This is a genomic window from Tissierella sp. MB52-C2, from assembly GCF_030931715.1.
In the GTDB taxonomy this organism is placed as follows: Bacteria; Bacillota; Clostridia; order Tissierellales; family Tissierellaceae; genus Tissierella.
Genome location: NZ_CP133261.1, coordinates 777,564 through 802,623 on the forward strand (window position 1 = coordinate 777,564; position 25,060 = coordinate 802,623).

General features: G+C 31.8%; 21 protein-coding genes, 1 other RNA gene and 1 other annotated feature. Of the genes, 19 read left to right on the top strand and 3 right to left on the bottom strand.

Annotation, left to right across the window (positions count from 1 at the left end; translation table 11 throughout):
- Positions 1–25: 25 nt before the first annotated feature.
- The 13 genes from RBU61_RS03880 (at position 26) to ssrA (ending at position 14,308) form a co-directional block, all read left to right on the top strand.
- A complete protein-coding gene (locus RBU61_RS03880; protein WP_308878254.1) occupies positions 26–1,048 on the top strand; it encodes a terpene cyclase/mutase family protein in 1,023 nt (340 codons plus the stop codon).
- A 35-nt stretch (positions 1,049–1,083) separates the two neighbouring features.
- The gene (locus RBU61_RS03885; RefSeq protein WP_308878255.1) at positions 1,084–1,794 is read left to right on the top strand and encodes a DUF4430 domain-containing protein; all 711 of its coding nucleotides are present in this window, start codon (positions 1,084–1,086) and stop codon (positions 1,792–1,794) included.
- A complete protein-coding gene (locus tag RBU61_RS03890) occupies positions 1,791–2,687 on the top strand; it encodes an energy-coupling factor transporter transmembrane component T (RefSeq protein ID WP_308878256.1) in 897 nt (298 codons plus the stop codon). Before RBU61_RS03885 ends, RBU61_RS03890 begins: the two co-directional genes overlap by 4 nt.
- Positions 2,660–4,324: an energy-coupling factor transporter ATPase gene (locus RBU61_RS03895; protein WP_308878257.1), complete on the top strand. Its 1,665-nt coding sequence runs from the start codon at positions 2,660–2,662 to the stop codon at positions 4,322–4,324. The genes RBU61_RS03890 and RBU61_RS03895 overlap by 28 nt, the downstream gene beginning before the upstream one ends.
- Positions 4,306–5,037 (top strand): ECF transporter S component, encoded by a 732-nt coding sequence (locus RBU61_RS03900; protein WP_308878258.1) that lies wholly within the window; start codon positions 4,306–4,308, stop codon positions 5,035–5,037. Before RBU61_RS03895 ends, RBU61_RS03900 begins: the two co-directional genes overlap by 19 nt.
- A 159-nt stretch (positions 5,038–5,196) precedes the next feature.
- Positions 5,197–5,424, top strand: coding sequence for a preprotein translocase subunit SecG (secG, locus tag RBU61_RS03905; protein ID WP_308878259.1), 228 nt, complete (start codon positions 5,197–5,199; stop codon positions 5,422–5,424).
- A gap of 17 nt (positions 5,425–5,441) precedes the next feature.
- Complete coding sequence (locus tag RBU61_RS03910) at positions 5,442–7,433, top strand: sodium-translocating pyrophosphatase (RefSeq protein ID WP_308878260.1); 1,992 nt, start codon at positions 5,442–5,444, stop codon at positions 7,431–7,433.
- A gap of 156 nt (positions 7,434–7,589) precedes the next feature.
- Positions 7,590–8,354 carry an alpha/beta hydrolase gene (locus RBU61_RS03915; RefSeq protein WP_308878261.1) on the top strand — a complete coding sequence of 255 codons (765 nt, stop codon included), beginning with the start codon at positions 7,590–7,592 and terminating at the stop codon, positions 8,352–8,354.
- An 85-nt stretch (positions 8,355–8,439) separates the two neighbouring features.
- Positions 8,440–9,924 carry a UDP-N-acetylmuramoyl-tripeptide--D-alanyl-D-alanine ligase gene (gene murF, locus RBU61_RS03920; protein ID WP_374212509.1) on the top strand — a complete coding sequence of 495 codons (1,485 nt, stop codon included), beginning with the start codon at positions 8,440–8,442 and terminating at the stop codon, positions 9,922–9,924.
- A 19-nt stretch (positions 9,925–9,943) separates the two neighbouring features.
- A complete protein-coding gene (locus tag RBU61_RS03925) occupies positions 9,944–11,107 on the top strand; it encodes a D-alanine--D-alanine ligase family protein (protein ID WP_308878263.1) in 1,164 nt (387 codons plus the stop codon).
- A gap of 119 nt (positions 11,108–11,226) precedes the next feature.
- Positions 11,227–13,338: a ribonuclease R gene (gene rnr, locus RBU61_RS03930; RefSeq protein ID WP_308878265.1), complete on the top strand. Its 2,112-nt coding sequence runs from the start codon at positions 11,227–11,229 to the stop codon at positions 13,336–13,338.
- Between the two features lie 64 nt (positions 13,339–13,402).
- Positions 13,403–13,867: an SsrA-binding protein SmpB gene (smpB, locus tag RBU61_RS03935; RefSeq protein ID WP_308878266.1), complete on the top strand. Its 465-nt coding sequence runs from the start codon at positions 13,403–13,405 to the stop codon at positions 13,865–13,867.
- A gap of 112 nt (positions 13,868–13,979) precedes the next feature.
- Positions 13,980–14,308: a transfer-messenger RNA gene (gene ssrA / locus RBU61_RS03940) on the top strand.
- A 309-nt stretch (positions 14,309–14,617) separates the two neighbouring features.
- On the opposite strand, the gene RBU61_RS03945 is transcribed toward ssrA, so the two are convergent.
- Positions 14,618–15,025 carry an LAGLIDADG family homing endonuclease gene (locus RBU61_RS03945; protein ID WP_308878267.1) on the bottom strand — a complete coding sequence of 136 codons (408 nt, stop codon included), beginning with the start codon at positions 15,023–15,025 and terminating at the stop codon, positions 14,618–14,620.
- 218 nt (positions 15,026–15,243) lie between these two features.
- Here RBU61_RS03945 and RBU61_RS03950 point away from each other — a divergent pair, with 218 nt between their 5' ends.
- From RBU61_RS03950 to argS, 6 genes are all read left to right on the top strand, one after another.
- Positions 15,244–15,690 (top strand): GNAT family N-acetyltransferase, encoded by a 447-nt coding sequence (locus tag RBU61_RS03950; protein WP_308878268.1) that lies wholly within the window; start codon positions 15,244–15,246, stop codon positions 15,688–15,690.
- 234 nt (positions 15,691–15,924) lie between these two features.
- Entirely contained in the window at positions 15,925–16,830 is a 906-nt protein-coding gene (locus RBU61_RS03955) for a GNAT family N-acetyltransferase (protein WP_308878269.1), read from the top strand.
- A 381-nt stretch (positions 16,831–17,211) separates the two neighbouring features.
- Positions 17,212–18,315, top strand: coding sequence for an amidohydrolase family protein (locus tag RBU61_RS03960; protein WP_308878270.1), 1,104 nt, complete (start codon positions 17,212–17,214; stop codon positions 18,313–18,315).
- 445 nt (positions 18,316–18,760) lie between these two features.
- Positions 18,761–19,006 (top strand): type II toxin-antitoxin system prevent-host-death family antitoxin, encoded by a 246-nt coding sequence (locus tag RBU61_RS03965; RefSeq protein WP_308878271.1) that lies wholly within the window; start codon positions 18,761–18,763, stop codon positions 19,004–19,006.
- A gap of 2 nt (positions 19,007–19,008) precedes the next feature.
- Positions 19,009–19,347: a type II toxin-antitoxin system RelE/ParE family toxin gene (locus RBU61_RS03970; RefSeq protein ID WP_308878272.1), complete on the top strand. Its 339-nt coding sequence runs from the start codon at positions 19,009–19,011 to the stop codon at positions 19,345–19,347.
- A 315-nt stretch (positions 19,348–19,662) separates the two neighbouring features.
- Positions 19,663–19,869, top strand: a binding site (T-box leader).
- A gap of 98 nt (positions 19,870–19,967) precedes the next feature.
- The gene (gene argS / locus RBU61_RS03975; RefSeq protein WP_308878273.1) at positions 19,968–21,731 is read left to right on the top strand and encodes an arginine--tRNA ligase; all 1,764 of its coding nucleotides are present in this window, start codon (positions 19,968–19,970) and stop codon (positions 21,729–21,731) included.
- A gap of 249 nt (positions 21,732–21,980) precedes the next feature.
- On the opposite strand, the gene RBU61_RS03980 is transcribed toward argS, so the two are convergent.
- Both RBU61_RS03980 and RBU61_RS03985 read right to left on the bottom strand, forming a co-directional pair.
- Positions 21,981–23,369 (bottom strand): glycine--tRNA ligase, encoded by a 1,389-nt coding sequence (locus RBU61_RS03980; RefSeq protein WP_308878274.1) that lies wholly within the window; start codon positions 23,367–23,369, stop codon positions 21,981–21,983.
- A gap of 403 nt (positions 23,370–23,772) precedes the next feature.
- A complete protein-coding gene (locus tag RBU61_RS03985) occupies positions 23,773–24,771 on the bottom strand; it encodes a sigma-54 dependent transcriptional regulator (protein ID WP_308878276.1) in 999 nt (332 codons plus the stop codon).
- Between the last annotated feature and the right edge of the window lie 289 nt (positions 24,772–25,060).

Below are 25,060 nucleotides of genomic sequence, written 5' to 3' on the forward strand. Positions count from 1 at the left end.
ATATATAGATAGGGAGGGTTAATATATGAAGAATAAAGTCAAAAATTTATGGAAGATTATTTTTCTTATTATATTAAGCTTTAGCCTTGTATCATGTACTGTTACTACATTCTCAACTGATTACAATATAGAAGAAAAAATAGCGGAAACAGCTAAGTTTATGCAAGAAATTATACCTGATCCAACGGTGTCCTCCATGGGAGGAGATTGGACTATAATGTCTTTGGCAAGGTCGGATATAGAGATTCATAAGGATTATTTCGAGAATTATTATGGTAATGTCGTAAACATCCTTGAAGAAAATCAAGGTATACTCCATGAAAGAAAATATACAGAATATTCTAGGGTTATTCTTGCCTTAACTGCCATTGGGAAGGATCCTTCAGATGTGGCTGGATATAACTTACTTGAGAAATTATCAGATTATGAAAAGGTTATATTTCAAGGGATAAATGGACCTACATTTGCCTTACTAGCTTTGGATTCCAAAAACTATGCAATCCCCTTAGTTCCAGAGGTGAAAGTTCAAGCTACTAGAGAAATGTATATAGATAATATATTAGAAAGGCAATTACCAGACGGAGGGTTTTCCATAGCTGGGGATGATGCACCTGCTGATCCAGATATGACAGGGATGGTATTGCAGGCTTTATCAAAATACAAAGATATGGCTAAGGTGAAAGAAACTATAGATAAGGCTGTGGAATGTTTATCTCAGCTTCAATTAGAAGATGGAGGATATGAGAGCTGGGGAGCCGCTAATTCTGAATCTGTAGTGCAAGTTATTATGGCTTTAACAGAGCTGGGGATTGATCCAAATGATAGTAGATTTGTAAAGAACGGAAAAACTCTAATAGATAATTTAATGACCTTCTATGTAGATGGTGGAGGCTTCATGCATATAAGAGAAGGTGAAAAGGAAAATGGAGGGGCACAAGCGGGATTAGTAGACCCTATGGCAACAGATCAAGGAATGTATGGAATAGTAGCATATCAAAGATATATGAATAAGATGAATAGTTTCTATAATATGACTGATATGAATTAGCTATAACTTAGGATATAAATTAAGGTGATAAAAAGATGAAAAATAGAAAACTTAAAATAGGAATATTTGTAATCTTTATATTGACAGTTACATTTTTTGGGGGCGGGAACAAAACTGTAAATCCTCTTGATTCCAATGAGACCTATGTAGATATGGGCATAAATCAGGATGAAATAAATAAGGAACAAAAATTAGAGAAACAAAACATAATAGAAGAAGACAAAAATAATAGTGATGAAAAGGATAAATACTTAACAGATCCAGTTCCAGAGGGAAAGCCAAATCCAGTTGAATGGCAGGATGTGACCATAAATAAGGAGAAACAACTGACAGCAACTCTATCTGTTACAAGTAAGACCATATTAAATAATATGCATTTATTTAATGAAGATAAACTTGAAGTACTGCCTGAGGATGGGATTATTTATCCTCCTCAGACAGTAAGTTTCTACGAAGGAGAATCTGTATTCGATGTTTTGCTAAGAGAGATGCAGGCAAATAAGATTCATATGGAATTTGTAATGACTCCAATATACAATAGCCATTATATAGAGGGGATAAATAATATATATGAGTTCGACTGCGGAGAATTAAGCGGATGGATGTATAAGGTCAATGATTGGTTTCCCAATTATGGATCTAGCAGATACCTATTAGAGGATGGAGATATAATAGAATGGATTTATACCTGTGATTTAGGCAGGGACATAGGCGGCGGTTTTGCTGTTACAGGAGGAGAAGAATGATGTATGATAGCTTTTCTAATTTTCATCCCATAGTAAATTTCATATATTTTTTAGCTGTATTAATCTTTAGTATGTTCTTTATGCACCCTATATTTCAAATAATAGCTCTAATATCAGCTATTACTTATTCAATGATGATAAAGGGATTAAGAAAGGGCATAAGATTTAATATTATATATATGATGCCAATGCTATTGTTTATGGCAATTCTCAATCCTTTGTTTAACCATGAGGGAGTTACCATATTATTTTATCTAAAGGATGGAAATCCAATTACATTAGAATCCATATTCTACGGCATAGCTTCAGCCACCATGTTTATTACAGTTATTATATGGTTTTCCTGTTATAATGCAGTTATGACCTCCGATAAATTTATCTATTTATTTGGGCGGATTATACCTTCATTATCTTTAATTTTTTCAATGACTCTTCGGTTTGTTCCGAGATATATAGAACAAATAAAGGTGATTTCCAACGCACAAAAATCCATGGGCAGAGATTTATCTCAAGGAAATATTATTAGAAGGGCTAAAAACGGAATCAAGATATTATCCATAATGACCACATGGGCATTGGAAAATGCCATCGAAACGGCGGATTCTATGAGGTCAAGGGGCTATGGATTACCTGGAAGGACTAGCTTTTCCATATTTTCTTTTGATAATAGAGATAAGATAGGAATTTCAGCCATATTACTATTAGTGCTGATTATTCTAATAGGGGCCTTTAAAGGTGAAAACACAATTAGATTTTTCCCATCTATTAAATTTAGTGAATTAACAGGATATAGCCTATTGGTATATATAGCATATTTAATATTATGTATGATGCCTGTAATTATAAACATTCAGGAGGAAGTTAAATGGAAATCTATAGAATCAAGGATTTGAATTTCACATATCCATTAATGGAAAAAAAGGCATTAAATAATATAAATCTTATAATTAATAGGGGAGAATTTTTAACTATATGTGGAAAATCAGGTTCAGGAAAGAGTACTTTGATTAGACAATTAAAAACTATCCTTTCACCTCATGGAAAAAAAGAAGGTGAAGTCTATTTTTCTGGACAACCTCTATCAGAGGTTGAACATAGGATTCAGGCTTCTCAAATCGGATATGTATTTCAGAATCCAGATAATCAAATAGTAACAGATAAGGTTTGGCACGAGTTAGCTTTTGGACTGGAAAGTTTAGGCTATGATAACAAAACCATCCGAATTAGAGTAGCAGAGATGGCTAGTTTTTTTGGTATTCATAATTGGTTTAATAAAAAGGTAACTGAGTTATCAGGAGGACAAAAACAAATTTTAAATTTAGCAGGGATAATGACAATGCAGCCTTCTGTATTAATCTTAGATGAGCCTACATCTCAGTTAGATCCTATTGCGGCCTCGGAATTTATTGAAACCATAAAAAAAATCAACCAAGAATTAGGTACAACTATTATAATGACTGAACATAGACTGGAAGAAATAATTCCAATATCAGATAAGGTTATAGTTATGGATGAAGGAAGTGTTATTAGTAAAGGTGCACCGGAAGAAGTTGGTAAGGATTTAAACAAAAATAATCACCCAATGCTTCATAGTATGACATCAGCTATGCAGATATATGCAGGAGTAAAAAATCAGTTGCCTTATCCTATTACAGTGAATGAAGGAAGACGGTGGATTGATTCATTTATGGAAGGAAAAAATATAAAGATCAATTACGTAGAATCCATAAAAGAAAAAAGGGATGTAATAATAAAACTTAAAGATATTTGGTTTAAATACGATAAAAGTTTGCCTGATACTATTAAAGATATGTCCCTGGAAGTAGAAAAAGGTGAAATATACTGTATATTGGGAGGAAATGGAACTGGAAAGACTACTGCACTATCAATTATTAGTGGAATACTAACTCCTTACAGAGGCAAGGTTTTCATAGGAGATAGAAACCTAGCAAAGATGAGCACCAAGGAGAGATATATCAATAATCTAGGGGTATTGCCCCAAAATCCTCAAAGCCTATTTGTGAAAAAGACTCTTGAATTAGATTTGTACGAAATGTTATTAGACTTTAAAATATCTAAAGAGGATAAATCTCAAAGAATTAAAGAAATAGTAGAGTTAACTGAACTGGAGAACTTGTTGAATCGACATCCCTATGATTTAAGTGGTGGTGAACAGCAAAGGGCAGCTCTTGCAAAAATATTATTGTTGGAACCCCAAATATTGTTATTAGATGAACCCACTAAAGGTCTAGATAATTTTTTTAAGGAGAAATTTGCAAAGATCCTTAAAGACTTAAGTAATAAAGGTGTAACAACTATAATGGTGTCTCATGATATAGAATTTTGCGCAAAACATGGAGATACTTGTGCCATGGTTTTTGATGGAAATATAGTGAGTTCCAAGGCAACGAAGGAATTTTTTGCTGGAAATAGTTTTTACACTACATCTGCAAATCGTATTTCTAGACATATTTGTCCAGAAGCAGTGACTATAGAGGATGTGATTAGATTATGTCAAGAAAATATCTAGGAGAGAATTTTTTAAAATCTAGAACTTTAATCTCGGCAATTATTATTTTAGTAGTGATTCCAATCACTATTTTTTTGGGAATATATTTTTTAGATGATAGGAAATATTATTTCATTAGTGTTTTGATTATTATCTACACTATGATTCCCTTTATAATGATATTTGAAAAACGGGAGCCACAGGCTAGAGAATTAGTTATGATAGCTGTATTAACTGCCATAGCTGTAGCAGGAAGAGGTGCATTTTATATGTTGCCTCAATTCAAACCTGTTGTTGCCATTGTAATTATTACTGGAGTGTCACTTGGACCAGAATCTGGTTTTCTTGTGGGAGCAATGACTGGATTTGTATCTAACTTTTTCTTTGGACAAGGTCCCTGGACACCATGGCAGATGTTTTGCTTCGGAATAATTGGATTTTTAGCAGGCATACTATTTCAAAAGAAGATTCTTAAGAAGACGAGATTATCATTATGTATTTATGGTGGATTGTCTACATTTTTCATATATGGTGGAATTATAGATATTGGAAGTCTTCTAATATTTACTTCTCATTTTTCATGGAAAGCCTTATTAGCAACTTACATTTCAGGGTTCTGGTTCAATGTTGTTCATTCGATCTCTACAGTCTTTTTTATATTTTTCATTTCCCAGTCTATGATTGAAAAATTAGATCGGATTAGAATTAAATATGGTTTAATTGAGATGGAATAGTGTTGAAGCTAAATCTTTATTAGTTTAAGGTCATATATATTTGAGAATAATGGGGAATATATAGATTACTATTAGGTCTATAAACTATTGATTTTATGCTCCTACTATGTTAAAATAGTAATGTTTTAGGGGATATATAAATTGTTGGGAGGTGTAAATATGACAATGTTTTTCTCAGTATTAGTACTTATATCAAGTTTATCATTAATAGTTTCAGTCGTAATGCAAGAAGGTAGTGAACAGGGCTTAGGTACTATAGGTGGCGGCGCATCAGACTCATTATTTGGTAAAGCAAGAGGAGCAAGCCGTGAAGACATGCTTAAGAGAATAACAGTAATATCAGCTGTTATCTTTATAATATCTACTTTAGTTTTAGCAGCTAAATAACAAAGGAGGAGTATAAGATGAATTTGGCATTAATTGCTGCGCCAGTAGTAGGTGTATTGGCGCTGTTATTTGCTTTTTATAAAGCAAACAGTATCAATCAGGTTAGCCCAGGTAACGATAGGATGAAGGAAATTGCAACTTACATCCAAGATGGAGCCATGGCTTTCCTAAGTAGACAATACAAGTCTTTAGCAATCTTTATAGTTGCACTTTTTATTATTTTAATATTTGCAATTAATTTCTACACAGCAGTTTGTTTCTTACTTGGAGCATTATTCTCTATTGCTGCAGGATATATTGGAATGAAGGTAGCTACTAGAGCCAATGTAAGAACTGCAAATGCAGCTAAGGAATCAGGTATGACAAAGGCATTAAATGTTGCATTCTCAGGTGGTGCAGTAATGGGAATGACAGTTGTAGGATTAGGACTTTTAGGAGTAGGAGTACTTTATATAATATTTGAAGATGCAAATATTATAACAGGATTCGGACTTGGAGCTTCATCTATAGCATTATTTGCTAGAGTAGGTGGAGGTATTTATACTAAGGCGGCAGACGTAGGGGCAGATTTAGTAGGTAAAGTAGAAGCAGGTATTCCAGAAGATGACCCAAGAAACCCAGCAGTTATAGCAGATAACGTTGGAGATAACGTTGGAGACGTGGCAGGTATGGGTGCAGACTTATTTGAATCCTATGTAGGAGCTATTATATCAGCGATTACTTTAGGAATAGTAGCTTATGGAGAAAAGGGAGTTTATTTTGCTCTTGCTCTTTCAGCAGTAGGAATTATAGCTTCAATTATAGGAGTTTACTTTGTTAGAGGGGATAAGGATCCTCAAAAGGCATTAAATACTGGTACATTAGTTAGTTCATTAATTACTGTAGTAGCTGGTTTCTTCTTAAGTAGATATATATTAGATTCAACTAAACCATTTGTTGCAATATTATCTGGACTTGCAGTAGGTCTTATTATAGCTAGAATAACAGAATACTATACATCAGGAGACCACAAGCCAGTACAAAGAATAGCTACTGAATCAGAAACAGGAGCTTCAACAAATATTATTGGTGGACTTTCAGTAGGTATGATGTCAACAGCAGGACCTATTGTTGTAATAGCTATTGGTATTTTAGTAGCTTATTATGTATCAGGTGGATCAACTAATCCAACTGAAGGATTATATGGAATTGCATTAGCAGCAGTAGGTATGTTATCAACAGCAGGTATGACTATAGCAGTAGATGCTTATGGTCCGATAGCTGACAATGCTGGTGGAATTGCGGAAATGTGTGAGTTACCAAAAGATGTAAGACAAATTACAGACAAACTTGACTCAGTAGGAAATACTACTGCAGCAGTAGGAAAAGGATTTGCAATAGGTTCGGCAGCTCTTACAGCTCTTGCATTATTTGCTTCCTATACACAAGCAGTAGGTTTAACAAGTATAGATTTAACAAAGCCAACAGTTATAGCAGGTGCATTCATAGGAGGTATGTTGCCATTCCTATTCTCAGCTATGACAATGGATGCAGTAGGTAAAGCTGCTTTCTCAATGATTGAAGAGGTAAGAAGACAATTTAGAGAAATACCTGGTATCATGGAAGGAAAAGCAACTCCTGAATATGGTACTTGTGTAGATATCAGTACAAAAGCAGCATTGAGAGAGATGATAATTCCAGGACTATTAGCAGTAATAGTACCTGTAGCTATAGGTTTTGTACTAGGTGCAGAAGCATTAGGTGGATTATTAGCGGGAGCATTAGTTACTGGAGTACTAATGGCTATATTCATGTCAAACGCAGGTGGAGCATGGGATAATGCTAAAAAGTATATCGAAGAAGGAAATCATGGTGGAAAAGGTAGTGAGGCTCATAAAGCAGCAGTTACTGGAGACACTGTAGGGGACCCATTCAAGGATACTTCAGGACCATCATTAAATATCTTAATCAAACTTATGACAATAGTGTCATTAGTGTTTGCTGGACTATTTGGAAGCGGGATATTTTAATTAAAAATCTCTAAAGAATATATGCACCCCGAAGGCTATATTAATATAACCTTTGGAGGTGCATTTTTATAGTGTGAAAATCTATTTCTATATGATATAATTACATAGTTAAGGACATAATTATATATAAAAGAGTATAGAAAGGTAATAATAGAAATGAAAGTAGAAGGTATAAAATTAAACTACATAGTAGAAGGAAAGGGAAAAGATGTACTTATACTTCATGGTTGGGGCGCAAATATTAATACTGTACTTCCAATAGTAAATATACTTAAAGATAAGTTTAGAGTACATGCATTGGACTTACCGGGTTTTGGAGAAAGTCCTGAACCATCTGAACCAATAGATTCGTTCAAATATGCAGAGATAGTAAAAAGTTATATTGATAATATGGGAATTGAAAAGATCACTCTAATTGGTCATTCCTTTGGCGGAAAATTATCTATTATATTAGGAACTAAGTATCCAGAAATAGTAGAGAAAATGGTTTTAGTAAATAGTGCAGGATTAATACCAAAGAGAGGATTAAAATACTATTTTAAAGTATATAGTTTTAAAACATTGAGATTTCTATATAAGACTCTATTTTTCTGGATGAAAAATGAAGAAAAGATGGAAAGATTCTATAAGAAATTTGGATCTACGGATTATAAAGAATCAACAGGAATTATGAGAAAAATATTAGTTATAGTAGTAAATGAAAACCTATTACCATTATTAAAAAAGATAAAAGCTCCTACATTACTTATATGGGGAGACCAAGATGCGGCGACTCCATTGTATATGGGGAAGATAATGGAAAGGGAGATAAAAGACTCAGGTCTAGTAGTCTTAGAAGGAACAGGTCATTATTCATATTTAGACGATTATCAAAAGTTTACGTTGATATTAAGGAACTTTCTACAGTATGATGCAATATAGTAGATAGTAAGGAACTTAACTATTAGTTGTTCACTAATATAGTGGGGGGATTGTTTTGTTGATTATACTTATTACAATAGGTATTATGGCATTAATTCTAATGGCAAGTAAATTGAAATACTTTTTACATATGATTCAGCTTGAGGGCTATGATTCAGAGGCTTTCCAAAGGTGGATAAATAACAATAAGGAAAAGGCATTTTCTATTAAACATAGCAATAAGGAAACCAAAAAACCATTAGTATTTACCAATAGAGCTAAAAGATTATATTGGACCAATATTATATTAAATGGCATATTAGTATTTCTTTTTGTATTTAAATCTAATAGGTTTTTAGGCATTTCACCATCATTTACTATATTAAGTATAATTATCCTTATAGTTTTACTTGGAATATTATATTACTTACAGGCTTTCATTATGCTAATGTCAAATAATTTGATTAGCCCCATGGAAAGAAAAATTAATATGGGATTTTATGAACAAGCTCAAGAAAAGATAAAATCAAGAAAAGATTTAAATGTAGTAGGGATTACTGGAAGCTTTGGAAAAACCAGTACAAAGTTTATACTAGGAGCTATACTAGGGGAAAAATTTAATGTGTTAAATACTCCAGAGTCTTATAACACTCCTATGGGTCTATCAAAAGTAATAAACAACGATTTAACAGAGAAACATAATGTATTTATTGCAGAGCTGGGAGCTAGAAATATAGGAGATATAAAAGAAGTGGCTGAGTTAGTTGGTCCTAAAATAGGAGTGCTTACGTCTATTGGACCTACTCATATAGAAACCTTTAAAAATATTGATAATATAATGAAGACAAAATATGAGCTAATAGAAGAATTACCATCAGATGGAACAGCAGTGTTTAATTATGATAATGAATATATTAGAAAATTGGCAGATAAGACTTTTAAGGAAAAAATACTCTATGGTATTGAAGATATAGAAGAATTAGATTTATATGCTGAAGATATAGAAGTATCAGAATTAGGATCTACTTTTACTGTGAAAGATAAGGAAGGCAATTCCATAAGATGTACTACCAAATTATTGGGAAAACATAATATATATAATGTTTTAGCAGGGGTAGCAGTAGGAAAGATATTAGGTTTATCTTTTGACGAAATAAAAGATGGAATAAGAAAGATAGAGCCAATACCACATAGACTAAATATAATAAATCCAGGTACAGGGATTATAATTATAGATGATGCTTTTAATTCTAATCCTATAGGAGCTAAGGCAGCTTTAGAAGTATTGTCACAGTTTAAGGAAGGAAGAAAGATAATAGTAACTCCAGGAATGGTGGAATTAGGTACAATGGAAGAAGTGGCTAATAGAGAATTTGGTACAAATATAGGAAAAGTTTGTGATTACGTAATTCTAATGGGAGAAAGTAGAACGAGACCAATATTTGAAGGATTAATGGAAGTAAGCTATAGTAAAGATAATATATTTACAGTAAATACATTAGATGAGGCAACAGAATATATTCAAAAGATAGCAAGACCAGGGGACATTGTCTTATTTGAAAATGATTTACCAGATAATTATAGTAAATAATATATAAGGAGGTCTCTAAGTGAAAAAAATCGGTGTATTCTTTGGCGGTAGAAGTGCAGAGCATGAAGTATCTGTAATTACAGGTATGCAGATAATAGAAAATATAGATAAAACAAAATATGAAGTGGTACCTATTTATGTAAGTAAAGAAGGAAAATGGTTAACTGGAGACAGTCTACTGGATTTTAAAAATTATAAAGATGGCAATTTTAAAGATACAAAGGAAATAATATTATCTCCTAATTACAAAGATAATAATGTATATGCACATCCTGAAATGGTAGGATTATTTGGTAAGAAAATAATGAATAAAATAGATATAGCATTTCCTGCCTTTCATGGAATGAATGGCGAAGATGGTACTGTACAGGGAATATTTGAACTTATGGATATACCATATGTAGGTTGTGGAGTATTAGGTTCAAGTGTGGGAATGGATAAGGTTTTAATGAAAGATGTATACAAAGCTAACGGTTTGCCTATAGTTGATTATACTTGGTTCTATAGATCAAAATGGTTAAAGGATAGGGATGAAGTCATAAATCAAATTGAGGAAAAATTATCTTATCCTATGTTTGTTAAACCAGCTAATTTAGGTTCAAGTATAGGAATAACTAAGGCTAAAGATAGAGATGGACTTATATCAGCCATAGAAGTTGCAATTAAATATGATAGAAAAATAATCATAGAAAAGGCAGTAGAAAGTTTAAGAGAAATAAACTGTTCAGTTATTGGATATGATGAAGAAGTAATGACTTCATTGTGTGAAGAACCAGTTGGTTGGGAAGAAATTTTAACATTTGAAGATAAATATGTAAAAAGTAATGAAAAAGGTGGAAAAACAAGTGGAGAAAGAAGAATAATACCAGCTGATATTAAAGAGGAAATTGCATCAGAAATAGAAAATTTAGCTAAAAAAGCATTTATAACTATAGATGGTAGAGGTGTTTCAAGGATTGACTTTTTATTAGATGAAAATAATAATGTGTTTATAAATGAAATAAATACCCTGCCAGGATCTATTGCATTTTACTTATGGGAAGGAAAAGGTTATCCTTTCGTTAAACTAATAGATGAGTTAATAAATATAGCAGTTAAAGTTCATGAAGAGAAGAAATCAAATATATATTCTTATGAAGCAAATTTATTAAATAGAACTAATTTTGGTTCTAAAGTCAAATAGGGTGAGCTTGGCTCACCCTTAATCTTTAAATATATAAAAGATTAAGTGGATTATTATTGGAAAAAGGGTAAATACTAAAAATGAAGAAAGTATAGAATACTCCAAAGGGAGGAAGAGAGATGAGCATTAGAGAAATAATCATTGAATTAATGGAAGATAAGAAATATAAGCCTATGTTAAGAGAAGAACTTGCAGTTCATTTTGATATAGGCCGTAGAGAATTAGAAGACTTTTATGGTATATTAGGAGGATTAGAAAAAGAAGGAGTCATTATAAAGGCTAAAAATGAAAGATATGGACTAATAGATAATGACTATTTAGTAGCTGGAACTTTAGAAGGGCATGAAAGAGGATTTGGTTTTGTTGTATCTAAAGACAAGACAAGACAAGATATATTTATCCCTGCGGAAAATATGAATGGAGCCATGCATGGAGATAGAGTAATCGCTAATATTACAAAAAGACAAGAGGGCGAACGTAGAGAAGAAGGAGAAGTCATTAGGATATTAGAAAGGGGAAATAAAACTATTGTAGGAACCTTTGAGGACAATAAAAACTTTGGATTTGTCATACCTGATGATCATAAAATTGGATATGATATATTTATTCCAAAGGCTAAAACTATGAAAGCTAAGACTAAGCAAAAAGTAGTTATAGAGATAACTCAATGGCCAGAGCCTAGAAGAAATCCAGAAGGTAAAGTAGTGGAAATCCTTGGATACTTAGATGAGAAAGGTACAGATATTTTATCTATTATTAGACATTTTAACTTACCAGAGGAGTTTCCAAATAAAGTACAGGAAATTGCAGAAAGAATTCCTCAAGAAGTAGATCCTAAAGAGGCAGAAAAAAGAACAGATTTAAGGCATTTAAACACCTTTACTATAGATGGAATAGATGCAAAGGATATAGACGATGCTGTATCTATTGAAAAGAAAGATAATGGAAACTACTATCTTGGTGTTCATATTGCAGATGTATCTCACTATGTTAAGGAAAGAGCAATTCTAGATAAAGAAGCATTACAAAGAGGAAATTCAGTATATCTAATAGATAGAGTAATACCAATGCTTCCTAAGGAATTATCTAATGGAATATGTTCTTTGAATCCTAATGTAGATAGACTAACTTTATCTGTGATGATGGAAATCGATAAAAAAGGTAAGGTAGTTGACCATGAAATAGTTGAAGGTTTAATTAATAGTAAACAAAGACTAGTATATGATGATGTTTCTGATTTCCTAGAAAATGATGATGAAGAAGCTAAGGAAAAATTGGCTAATGTGGCAGATGATTTAAAATTAATGGAAGAATTATGCCATATCCTATATGAAAAAAGAGAAAGAAGAGGAAGTATAGACTTTGAGTTTCCAGAAACAAAAATAATACTAGATGAAAAAGGTATACCAGTAGAAATAAAGAAAGAAGATAGAAGAATAGCAAATAGATTAATAGAAGAATTCATGTTAGTATGTAATGAGACTGTAGCAGAAAGATTTTTCTGGTCTCAAATTCCATTTTTATATAGAACCCATGAGGAGCCTTCTCCTGAGAAGATGGCTACATTTAGTAAGCTGATACACAATTTTGGATATACTTTAAAGGGACAAAATGAAGTTCATCCTAAGGAGCTTCAGTTATTGACTAAAGAAGTAAGAGGAAAGACGGAGGAAACATTAATAAATACACTTATGCTGCGTTCTCTTAAAAAGGCAGTATATAGCAATGAGCCAGGAATTCACTTTGGTCTTGCAGCACAATATTATTCTCATTTTACGGCACCAATTAGAAGATATCCAGACCTTGTAATACACAGAATAATAAAATCATATTTGAATGGCAAAATGAACCATCAAGTTCAGCAAAAGCTTGAAGTAACTTTACCTGAAATAGCAGAACATACATCTATGACAGAAAGACGTGCAGAAGAAGCTGAAAGAGAAGTTGAAGATATGAAAAAAGCTCAATATATGACAAAATATATTGGGGAAGAGTTTGAAGGTATAGTATCTTCTTTGACTAGCTTTGGAATGTTTGTACAATTGGAAAATACCATTGAAGGCCTAGTACATTTTAGCAATATGTTAGATGACTATTATCATTTTGATGAGGAAAAATATCATATAATTGGTGAGAGAACAAATAGAATTTATAGATTAGGAGATATAGTTAGAATAAGAGTAATAGATGCTAATGTAATGACTAGGAATATTGACTTCGAACTAATATAGGACATTGACATCACTATAGATATTTGTTAAACTTAATTACAAGAAACTATAATGTGGTGATAATATGAAGAAAAAAGGAACTAATGTAGTTGCAACCAATCGAAAGGCAAGATATGAGTATTTTATAGAGGATACTATAGAAACAGGATTGGTGCTGACTGGAACAGAAGTCAAATCCATAAGACAAGGAAAATTAAATATAAAAGATAGTTATGCATCTATAGAAAAGGGAGAAGTATTTATAAATAATCTCCATATTAGTCCCTATGAACAGGGAAATATATATAATGTGGATCCCCTTAGAAAAAGAAAACTATTGCTTCATAAGAGGGAGATAAGGAAGCTTATGGTTGCCATAACACAACAAGGCTATACCTTAGTTCCCTTATCTGTGTATATAAAAGATGGGCTAGTGAAAGTAGAACTAGCAACTGCAAAGGGAAAGAAACTATATGATAAGAGAGATGATATAGCGAAGAAGGACGCAGAAAGAAGAATGCAGCAGCATCTATCTGAAAAATATAGATAATGGAGTTTTTTAATTTTAAATTGGTCATAAGTTGACATAACTCTATTAATTTGTTATAATATATTGCATCGAAAATTTTAGTTTATAAAATATTATAATATATGGGGGCGAATTTGGTTTCGACGGGGATGTGGAATCAGGAGTAGCGAGTCGTTGTCGCCAAGCAACGTTAAAAGTGGCAAAATAAATTAAACGCAAACGATAATTACGCATTTGCAGCTTAATTAAGCTGCCCGTTCTACCTGAGTAACCCACGGCTGGGGATAGAACGTCAATCTAGTGGGGCACCGCACTTAGCAAAGCTTTGAGCTAAGGACGGAATCTATGAAGCTACTGAAGCTTGAACCTTGTCAGTAAGGGTCGAGTAGAGGGAATGTTAAACTACTGACTGCACTCGGAGAAGCTCTTGTGGAAGTGTTTTCGGACGTGGGTTCGATTCGTATGGAGTCGCCCTATAGAGTGATCTATAGGTGATAATCTGGCTTTATCGGTGAAGGCTTTAAAATGCTAATACCGAGGGGTATGTGGAGAAATCCAACAGCCCTGTATCGACTTATAGGCTGCTAAGTCTTATGATATGCAGTACTAGGATGGAAGAAGAAAACTATAATAATCTTTCATAATACGCCAGAGAACTTTTAAAAAGTTCAAGATATAGTCAGTGCCTTTAGGAAACTATTGGATATCATGTCCCACCGCCTCCACCATACATATGTAAAAAAGCCTTGATTAGAAAACTAATCGAGGCTTTTATAATGCCATGAAATCAGTATAGAATTGTTCCTTAGCTAATCTTTGAGCATCGTTATACCTACCATTTCTTATAGTAACTTCTTTGTACTTAGAAATAATATGCTTGGCTCTAGCTTTTTTCTTCTTTATTACTAAATAAGGCTCAATGTCTTGAAGTAATTCTATGGCTTCGTCATATATTATCGTATATGTATAAGAATTCTTATGTTTTTCTTTATCATAATTTTTTTTAGTAGTAATTTTACCAGATTTTATAGTATTTTTAATCCATTCTAATAGCTCTACGTCAGTAGAAGAAATTGAAACACATGGAGAATGATATTGATTTTTATGAAATCTAGTAAGCATAATACTTCCTTCTCCATCTATGATACCAGCTATATAAGCTTTCTCAGTATTAGTCATCTAATCACTCCTCTAAGCGTACGTTCTTAAAAAGAGTATATAATATTCTATATATGCTGTAAATATCATTTATACTAAATAATATAAATAAAGTTAATAAATTCTAAATTAATGTTATAATTAAATCAAGAAAAGAGAGAAACTATGTATTTCTTTTTAGAAAAATTAAAGCAATGGAATTTTAGCAGTAAAGTATGAACTAAGCGAGGTAGATTTTAATGGATAATTTGATTATTAGAGAATGTACCTATGAGGATTTAGATAAGATTATATCTTTACAGCAACAATGGGAGATAGAAGATATAACTCATGGATTTGTTCCAGCTGATAAAAGTTATTTAGAGGAAAAAGTCGGTAAATACTTTTATATTGCTAAATTAAATAGTGAGATTGTTGGTTTTGTATATGGAACAGTACATAATGCAGAAAATATAGGTATATTTAATGAGGGAGAAGCTTATGTTGAAGTAGACGATATTTATATATCACAAAATAATAGAGGTACAGGTTTAGGAAATATTTTGTTAGAAAAAATATTAAATACGGCAAAAGAAAATGGAATTGAAAGATCATTAATTTATTCCTCAACAAAAGATATGGATAGTATCATTAGATTTTATAAAAAACATGAATACAAAACATGGTGTATCCGAATGTATAAGTAAACTATTATTTTGTAGAGATGATTACTGAAAATAATTATAAGTGGATTGTTAGACTTAAATTTGATAGCTTATTAAAGCCAATTGGGATTAAAATTCATAGTCCTGACTGGCTTATTTTTATTAAATCCTTAATAAGAAGTATAATGTATTAATCATTTTAATGGTGTATAATGGAATGGTGGGAATTTTCCAATAACTTCTAAGAAGTATTCTAGTGATAGGGGGATAAATATTATGTATGAAAGATTGTCAGGGAATATTAAAAAATATAATCTGTTTGATGGATACACTATTGAAAGGGTAACTGGAAAGGAATTCTCTATATATTTTGCTGTATATGAAATATTTGATACAAATATTTGGTTTAGACAGAGCTTTGATGATTATTGTTCAGTTATAGAAGACTGTGATATTTGTTTTTGGATTAAAAAAGATGGTAATAGAATTGGTGGTGTTTTGCTGGAACCTAATTATATGAATTGCTTAATTTTAGAACCACCATATAGTAATGAATATGATATTATAATTGGCAAGTTAAGAAACATATTGTTATGTTGGTCAGATAAAAGTAAACCAATTATTGTAGGTTGTGTTAAAACAAATGAAGTTAAATATTACCAGAGAGCTGGATTTAAAATGGGGGAATCTAGGAGATGTATGATTAGACCTACTGAAGAATTTGAAATAATTTGGAGTGATGAATATAAAATTGTTTCAGCTAGAAAAGAAAATAAAAATGAAATAAGTGAACTTTTGGCAGAAGCTTTTGCCACTGGGATTGAAGGCAAAAGCAAGTCAGAGATTGAGAGCCAAATACAATATTATTTTGATGAGAATCCAGAAAATAGTTTGGTAAACAAGGCATCTACATTAATTTATGAAACAAAAACGAATCAACTCATAGGAGCATGTTTAATATCTATTTGGGAAAAATGGCCTAATGTGTATGATATAGCAGTAAAGCCATCATTCCAAAAAAAGGGATTAGCAATAAATATGATAAAAAGGGCATTAACCATATTAAAAGAGCAGTATCCAGTAGTTAGGTTGTTTGTAACCTTAGGTAATAATGCAGAAATGCTTTATCATAAAATGGGTTTTCTATCAGGTGTAGAAACAACAGAAATGATTTTATCATAACATACAGTTGTCAAGTAGTATGTTGTATAATCAAAGTAAATACAAGGAGAGCAAGTATCCTGAGATAAACTTAATGTTAAAGTCAAGCATTAAGTATGAAGCTTTGAAAGATACAGGCTTGCAAGGCTAATATAATACATTAACTTTAAGTATGTCAGGACGCAGGACCTATCCACATGTTCCAGTTTAATATGTAAGGGGGATAACAATGTTTATATCAAATCGTAATTTAAAAAAATTTTACTTATTTTTTTAATGGTGGTTTTTGTTTTTTTAAATGTTGGTTGTAATGAATTAAATAATGACTCCTCATTAACTGTTTTTAAAAATGTAAATATTATACCTATGAATACAGAAACCATATTAGAGGGCTATAACGTAGTGATTAAAGATGGAAAGATAGTTAAGATAGGTAAACCATGGAAAACGAGAGCACCTAAAAATTCAATGGTTATTGATGGTAAAAGTAAATATCTTGTACCAGGCTTAACGGATATGCATGTTCATTGGTTGCAAGGGGATGATGAGCTTATACTATATTTGGCCAATGGGATTACAACTATAAGAGATATGTTTGGTAATTACGGTAAATTAGGGCGTAGGGAGCGAATTGAAGAGGGAGAGATTTTAGGGCCACGTCTGTATATATCTACTCCCTTAATAGATGGAGAGCAGCCAATATGGTCAGGATCATTGGTTGTAACAAATCCTGAAGATGTGGAACCATTGATTGCTAATTCTAAGAAAATGGGTTATGATTTTATTAAAGTATATGAGAAATTAACAATGGATGTTTATGATTCAATTGTTAAGGCAGCTAAAAAAGAAAATATTCCTGTAGTAGGGCATGCCCCTTCATTGGTAGGTATAGAAAAAGTGATAAAATCTGGGCAGAAATCTATAGAGCATTTAAGCAGGTATTATGACAGTGATGAATTGTATGATATGACTATAGAAAACAATTTATGGAATTGCCCTACAATAGTTGTCTATTCAAATTTTAATAGGTCTTTGGCTGAGGAAAAAATAGAGGGACTTGAATATATTCATCCATTGATAATTAGGACCTGGGAAGGAGGGATGAATATGGGGTCTTCTATGATAGAAATTAGTGGACTTAAACATATAGCTAAAAGATTACATGATAAGGGAGGTAAGATTTTACTGGGAACAGATACAAATAATCCTTTTATAGTACCTGGATTTTCAATCCATGATGAGATATACAATTTTGTAGACATAGGGCTTACTCCTTATGAAGCCTTAAGAACAGGAACTTATAATGCGGCAGAATTCTTAAATATATTAGATGAATCTGGTACTGTTGAAACAGGTAAAAATGCTGATTTAGTTTTGTTAGATGGAAATCCTTTAGAAGATATAACTAATATGAAAAAGATAGAAGGAGTCATGATAAGAGGAAAATGGATTAGTAAAAGTGAAATAGATGAAATGCTTAAAACTATAGTCGAGAGTGTGGAGTAGGAAAATATCTGTTTATATAAGCTTGCTATTAACCAAATTAACATGGTATTAGATGGTATAAGACGACCCTTTGGTAGGAAATGACTGCTGAGATAACTTGTTTGATAGAAAAAACAATGAATATAGGCAATAGAGATGATTTGTTAACGGGTGCAAACAATTTAGTGATATTCGAATATTGTTAAATTGTATTAAGATTTTAGTTATTAGGCATACATAAACTTAAATATTGATAAAATATAAACCCCTTGAATTGAAGGGGTTCTGTTATTTGCACACCTTAACGCTAAATTATGCACACTGGGGGATATAAAAAAAATTTTGGGATATATTTCTATCTCTTTAGTGTAATATAATTAATGTATATGCTGTAAATTAACATGTTAATTCACATTGATATTAGTCTTCGCAAAGGATATAATAAATATAAAAGGAGCTGAAGGTTATGATAAATATTAAACCAATATCAGATTTAAGAAATTATACTGAAGTACTCAATGAAGTAAAAGAAGACAGTCCAGTTTATTTAACTAGAAATGGACGAGGTGAATATGCAATAATAACAATTAGTGAATTGTCTAAACTAAAAGCATCCATAAGATTACTTGCAAATCTGGAAGAAGGGCAGAAATATGCTAGAGACAAAGGATGGCTTTCAGCAGAGGAAGTTGAAGCTAGATTAGGATTATAAATATGCTAAAAGTGGAATATTCACCGTTAGTATTGGAAGATTTGGAACGTATTAGTGGATATATTACAGAAAATTGGGGAAAGAATGTTGCTAATAGAATTTTAAAAAAGATAATATCTGATATAAGACGGTTGGAACAATATCCTTTATCAGGAGTCAGTCTGGATAAGATTATTGATGTGAGAACAGAGTATCGATATTTGTTTTCAGAGAAAAATTATATTTTTTATTACTTGGAATATGATAAAATTCGAATTGTACGAGTATTAAATGAAAAGCAGGATTATATACATCATTTGTTTGGAGTTAGTTCAGAACTTGATGAAGAATATGGAGAGTAGTAAAATTTTTATATTGAAATAAAGCTGGAAATATTCTATAATTAATACTACATCAAAAGATCTTTTCAAGATATAAAATAATAGGAGTAATCATATATCGGATGTTCAGATGATCACTGCAAGTAATTATAAAGATATAGTTAGACTTAAATCAGTCGAATAAAATCAAGCTCTAATGAGGAAAATCATTAGAGCTTCTATAATGCAATAGTTTTTTAGCCTTAGATTCACGATATCTATATTAGAAGCCTACTAAAAATCTTTCATTGACTTTTCGTAATGTATAATATAAAATCAACAATAATTAACAAAATTAGAAATTCTAGGAAGAGAAGAGTAACCATTTGGGTTTCTAACAGCGAGCAAGAACAGAGTGAGAGTCTTGCAAGAAAGTTGATGGTGAAGAGGGTCTCGGAGAAGATGTCTGAGCAATTGTGAGGATAATACGTTAACTGCGTTAAAGTATTTAAGTGGACTATATGTCAATTTGAGTGGTACCGCGGATTTAGACCCGTCTCAGTTTATGAGGCGGTTTTTTTATCATTATGTATATTTTGATGTTCTAGTAATAATATAATTTACTGAAACATCCAATATAATAAAATTTAAGGAGGGAAGCCATGGAAAAATTAATTAAAATATTAAGTGGGATAGTTGAAGATGCTTTTGAGCAATGTGGATATGAAAGAAATTTTGGTAATGTTACTATATCCAATCGTCCTGATTTATGTCAATTTCAATGTAATGGAGCTCTACCTGCGTCTAAGAAGTATAAGAAGTCACCTATACAAATTGCTAATGAGATATTAGAAATATTGAAAAATACTAATGTTTTTAAAGATGTTTCTTCTGCTGGACCTGGATTTATAAACATAAATATAAAGGATGACTTTTTAGTCGATTACCTAAATGATATGAGTAAAGATAAGAAATATGGTTGTTTTGATGCAGCAAAGCCTATGACGATTATAGTAGATTATGGCGGAGCAAATATTGCGAAACCTCTTCATGTTGGTCATCTTAGAGCTGCAATTATTGGTGAAGCAATAAAGAGAATTTCTAGATTTCTAGGACATAATGTCATAGGTGATGTTCATTTAGGTGATTGGGGCTTGCAAATAGGAATGGTAATATCTGAGCTTAGAAGGCGTATGCCCGGGCTGCCTTATTTTGTTAAGGATTATAAAGGTGAATATCCTGAGGAAGCTCCTTTTACAATAGATGAACTTGAAGAAATATATCCAGCAGCAAGCTCCTTAGCAAAAAGCAATATTGAGGCAATGGAAGAAGCTAGAAAAGTTACCTTCGAGTTACAAAGTGGGAGAAAAGGATATATAGCACTTTGGAAGCATATTTTAAATGTTTCTGTAGAGGATTTGAAGAAAAATTATAGTGCTTTAAATGTGGAGTTTGATCTTTGGATGGGTGAAAGCGATAGTCAAAAATATATTGATGAAATGGGAAATTATCTAAAGGAAAACAACTATACCTATGAAAGCAAAGGAGCATTAGTTATAGATGTTGCTAAGGAAACTGATACTTATACGATTCCACCAATAATAATATTAAAATCAGATGGAGCTATATTATATAGTACTACTGACCTTGCTACTATTTGGCAAAGAGTAAAGGATTATAATCCGGATCAGATAATATATGTTGTTGATAAAAGACAGGGACTACATTTTGAACAAGTTTTTAGATGTGCTAAAAAAACAAGAATTGTAAATGAAAATCTATCCTTTGATTTTATCGGTTTTGGAACAATGAATGGTAAAGATGGGAAACCTTTTAAAACTAGAGAAGGTGGTGTTATGAGACTACAAGATTTGATTAGAATAATTCAAGATAATGTAGTAAGTAAACTCGATGACAATAAGGGTTTTAGTGAATCTGAAATATATAATATAGCAAGAAAAGTCGGACTGTCTGCATTAAAATATGGGGATTTATCTAATCAGGTTACTAAAGATTATATATTTGACATGGAAAAATTTTCATCCTTTGAAGGAAATACAGGACCATATATTTTATATACCACTGTAAGAATTAAATCTATTTTGAGAAAAGTTAATGAGGAAAAAATGCATAATGCAGATATGATACATGAACCGTACAGTGAGAGTGAAAGAGATTTAATGCTAAAGCTTTCAAAATTTAATGAGGCGATAGAGTTGAGTTTTTTAGAAAAGGCTCCAAACAAGTTATGTGAATATATTTATGATTTATCTAATCTATTCAACAAATTTTATCATGAGAATAAAATTATAAGCGAGAAAAATATTGAAAAGAAAAACTCTTGGTTAAGTCTTATTACCTTAACAAAAAATATTTTAGAAACTTCTCTTGATTTACTTGGAATAGAAGTGCCTGATAGAATGTAATGAAAAAAATCAGAATTGAATAAAACTTAAAGGATAATGAATAAGTTAAAAAAACATAGAAAACATTAAGTAGGGGAGTCTAAATTGGCTTCCCTGTTAAAATGCTTAACTATATTGGTATCTATCCAATCGCTCTGTGAGCTACTATCTACACCTACTAAATATCTTCCATCTTTGAGTACAATATGCTCATAATTTTTCTGTCATATAAAAAATTGCCTATACCATATAGTATAAGCAATTCTTCTATTAAAACTTTAGCTTTTCATTTAAATATGCTTCTAAATCTGAAATAAGAATTCTTTCTTGTTCCATACTGTCTCTGTGTCTAATAGTTACACAGTGATCCTCTAGTGAGTCGTAGTCGAATGTTATACAGAAAGGTGTTCCAATCTCATCATGCCTTCTATATCGTTTTCCTATACTTCCCGCTTCGTCATAATCTACCATATAATTCTCTGATAATTTTTCATAAAGCTCTAGAGCTTGGTCTTTTAATTTTTTAGTAAGTGGAAGTACCGCTGCTTTAAAAGGTGCTAAAACAGGATGTAGTCTTAAAACTACTCTTGTATCTTTTTCATCAACAACTTCTTCATCATATGCATCTACTAGGAATGCTAATGCAACACGATCAACCCCTACAGAAGGTTCTATACAATATGGTACATATTTTTCATTTGTAATAGGATCTTGATATGTAAAATCTTCACCCGAATATTGGCTATGTTGCTTTAGATCAAAATCTGTTCTATCTGCAATTCCCCAAAGCTCTCCCCAGCCAAATGGGAATCTATATTCAAAGTCTGTTGTTGCCTTACTATAATGGCATAGCTCTTCCTGTGCATGATCTCTTATACGAAGATTTTCTTCCGTTAAATTTAGATTTAATAGCCAGTTTTTACAGAACTCTTTCCAGTAATTAAACCATTCTAAATCTTCTCCAGGCTTACAAAAAAACTCTAGCTCCATCTGTTCAAATTCTCTAGTTCTAAATGTAAAGTTACCAGGGGTAATTTCATTTCTAAAGGATTTTCCAATTTGCCCAATTCCAAATGGCACTTTTTTTCTTGAGCTTCTTAGAACATTTTTAAAGTTTACAAAGATTCCTTGTGCCGTTTCTGGTCTTAAAAATATTTCTGTACTTGAGTCTTCAGTTACTCCTTGGAATGTTTTAAACATTAAATTAAATTGACGGATATCTGTAAAATCCTTTTGACCACATTCAGGGCATGTAATTCCTCTTTCATCTATATATGACTTCATTTGCTGATTGCTCCAACCGTCTACAATAGTTTCTTCATTTTGACTGTGCATATAATCTTCGATTAGCTTATCAGCTCTGAAACGTGATCTACACTTTTTGCAATCCATTAAAGGATCGCTGAAGCTTCCAATGTGACCAGATGCTTCCCATGCTTTAGGATTCATCAGAATAGATGCATCTAATCCAACATTATATGGATTTTGTTGTATAAATTTTTTCCACCATGCTTTTTTTACATTATTTTTTAATTCAACACCGAGTGGACCATAGTCCCATGTATTTGCAAGTCCTCCATAGATTTCTGAACCTGGAAAAATAAATCCTCTAGACTTAGCTAATGAAACAATTTTTTCCATCGTCTTTTCTGTTGCCATTTTTCATACTTCCCACAATATTTTTGTAAAACAACAAAATAAGTCTTCCGTCTCTAACTATAAAAGTTAGGGACGAAAGACTGTTCTTCCGCGGTTCCACCCTAATTGGCAAAATGCCCATCTTGATCGTATTGCTCAAAAGTGCCCTTCGTTGATAAACTATACTAGGCTTGCACCATCCCTAGCTCGCTCATTTAGTCTTCTCAATTACTCCTCTTCATCACAGCAATATATTATTTAATTACACTCAAATTTAACAAATTATTATGAGTTTGTCAACACATAAATTGCTATGTCAGAATCTGAATCATCAAGAAGATTAATTGAATAAAATCAATATATCCCTTTCACATATCTAAGGGAAAACCCTTGATTAGAGCCATATTCTAATCAAGGGTTTTTATTATTTTTGCAATCCATATTCATTAATCTTATTAAATAGCTGACGAGAACTAATATCAAGTCTACGAGAAGCCTCTGCTACATTTCCATGGACTTCATCTAAAACCCACTGTAAATATTTAGTTTCTGCATCTTTCCTAAAGTCCTTTAATGGAACTATGGATTCAAATTTATTTGTACTGAAGCTAGATTTCTGTTTACCAATGGCATATAAAATTGGAAGATCATCTTTCCTTATAATACCATCTTCAGATAATACTACTAGCCTATCAATAGTATTTTTAAGCTCCCTAATGTTTCCAGGATAATCATAATTATATAAGAATTCGTTGACATCTGGTTCAATATAAGATACTTCACAATTATTTTCATCACAAGCTTGTTTTAAAAAAAATTGAACCATATCCACAAGGTCTTCCTTACGTTCTCGAAGTGGTGGGATTCTAATGGCAATGGTACTAATTCTATAGAAAAAATCTTCCCTAAAAGTATTGTTTAAAATATTTTCTTCTAAATCATTGTTAGTCGCACAAATAAGTCTAAAGTCTATTAACATAGGTGTATTAGAGCCAATTCGTTCAAATTTTTTAGTTTCTATTACTCTTAAAAGCTTCACTTGAGTAAGTAGGCTAGTATCACCGATTTCATCTAAAAATAGAGTTCCCTCATGTGCAAGCTCAAATTTACCTTTTTTAGATTTTAAGGCACCTGTAAAAGCTCCTTGCTCGTATCCAAACAGTTCAGATTCTAAAAGTGTTTCAGTAAAAGCGCTGCAATTAACAGCTACCATATTATCTGAGGCCCTAGGGCTACAGGCATGAATATATTTAGAGGCCACTTCTTTGCCAGTACCAGATTCGCCTATTAATAAAACATTAGCATTGGAGTTAGCAACCTTTTCACAGTATCTTAAGCTTTCTGCAAAAGCAGGGCTTTTAGTATTGAGAAAAAATTTCTTTTTAATATCATCTTTACTTTTACTACTCATATTTTTACTCATATAATTAGCTCCTTATTAGAATACTATATATATAATAAGTGAAAAAACTTTCATAGTCAAGAAATAAACTTCAAGATATTTAATTAATAATTTCAAAAAGAATTCATAAAAGAATGGATAAAAGTTTTAGAAAATGATTTTTATAATCAATGTATGGCTATAATATTGATGTCTATATACATTATGTAAGATATAATTTAATTTTAAATAGAATATAAGAATATGGCAAGGAAATTGCAATTATAAGTTATTAATATAAACTATGTTTTAATATAAAGGGAGGAATGGG

Bases quoted from the DNA above. Each gene is read 5' to 3' on its own strand.
- RBU61_RS03880 (WP_308878254.1), top strand. From the start codon at position 26: ATGAAGAATAAAGTCAAAAATTTATGGAAGATTATTTTTCTTATTATA.
- RBU61_RS03885 (WP_308878255.1), top strand. From the start codon at position 1,084: ATGAAAAATAGAAAACTTAAAATAGGAATATTTGTAATCTTTATATTG.
- RBU61_RS03890 (WP_308878256.1), top strand. From the start codon at position 1,791: ATGATGTATGATAGCTTTTCTAATTTTCATCCCATAGTAAATTTCATA.
- RBU61_RS03895 (WP_308878257.1), top strand. From the start codon at position 2,660: ATGGAAATCTATAGAATCAAGGATTTGAATTTCACATATCCATTAATG.
- RBU61_RS03900 (WP_308878258.1), top strand. From the start codon at position 4,306: ATGTCAAGAAAATATCTAGGAGAGAATTTTTTAAAATCTAGAACTTTA.
- secG (WP_308878259.1), top strand. From the start codon at position 5,197: ATGACAATGTTTTTCTCAGTATTAGTACTTATATCAAGTTTATCATTA.
- RBU61_RS03910 (WP_308878260.1), top strand. From the start codon at position 5,442: ATGAATTTGGCATTAATTGCTGCGCCAGTAGTAGGTGTATTGGCGCTG.
- RBU61_RS03915 (WP_308878261.1), top strand. From the start codon at position 7,590: ATGAAAGTAGAAGGTATAAAATTAAACTACATAGTAGAAGGAAAGGGA.
- murF (WP_374212509.1), top strand. From the start codon at position 8,440: ATGGCATTAATTCTAATGGCAAGTAAATTGAAATACTTTTTACATATG.
- rnr (WP_308878265.1), top strand. From the start codon at position 11,227: ATGAGCATTAGAGAAATAATCATTGAATTAATGGAAGATAAGAAATAT.
- smpB (WP_308878266.1), top strand. From the start codon at position 13,403: ATGAAGAAAAAAGGAACTAATGTAGTTGCAACCAATCGAAAGGCAAGA.
- RBU61_RS03945 (WP_308878267.1), bottom strand. From the start codon at position 15,025: ATGACTAATACTGAGAAAGCTTATATAGCTGGTATCATAGATGGAGAA.
- RBU61_RS03950 (WP_308878268.1), top strand. From the start codon at position 15,244: ATGGATAATTTGATTATTAGAGAATGTACCTATGAGGATTTAGATAAG.
- RBU61_RS03955 (WP_308878269.1), top strand. From the start codon at position 15,925: ATGTATGAAAGATTGTCAGGGAATATTAAAAAATATAATCTGTTTGAT.
- RBU61_RS03965 (WP_308878271.1), top strand. From the start codon at position 18,761: ATGATAAATATTAAACCAATATCAGATTTAAGAAATTATACTGAAGTA.
- RBU61_RS03970 (WP_308878272.1), top strand. From the start codon at position 19,009: ATGCTAAAAGTGGAATATTCACCGTTAGTATTGGAAGATTTGGAACGT.
- argS (WP_308878273.1), top strand. From the start codon at position 19,968: ATGGAAAAATTAATTAAAATATTAAGTGGGATAGTTGAAGATGCTTTT.
- RBU61_RS03980 (WP_308878274.1), bottom strand. From the start codon at position 23,369: ATGGCAACAGAAAAGACGATGGAAAAAATTGTTTCATTAGCTAAGTCT.
- RBU61_RS03985 (WP_308878276.1), bottom strand. From the start codon at position 24,771: ATGAGTAAAAATATGAGTAGTAAAAGTAAAGATGATATTAAAAAGAAA.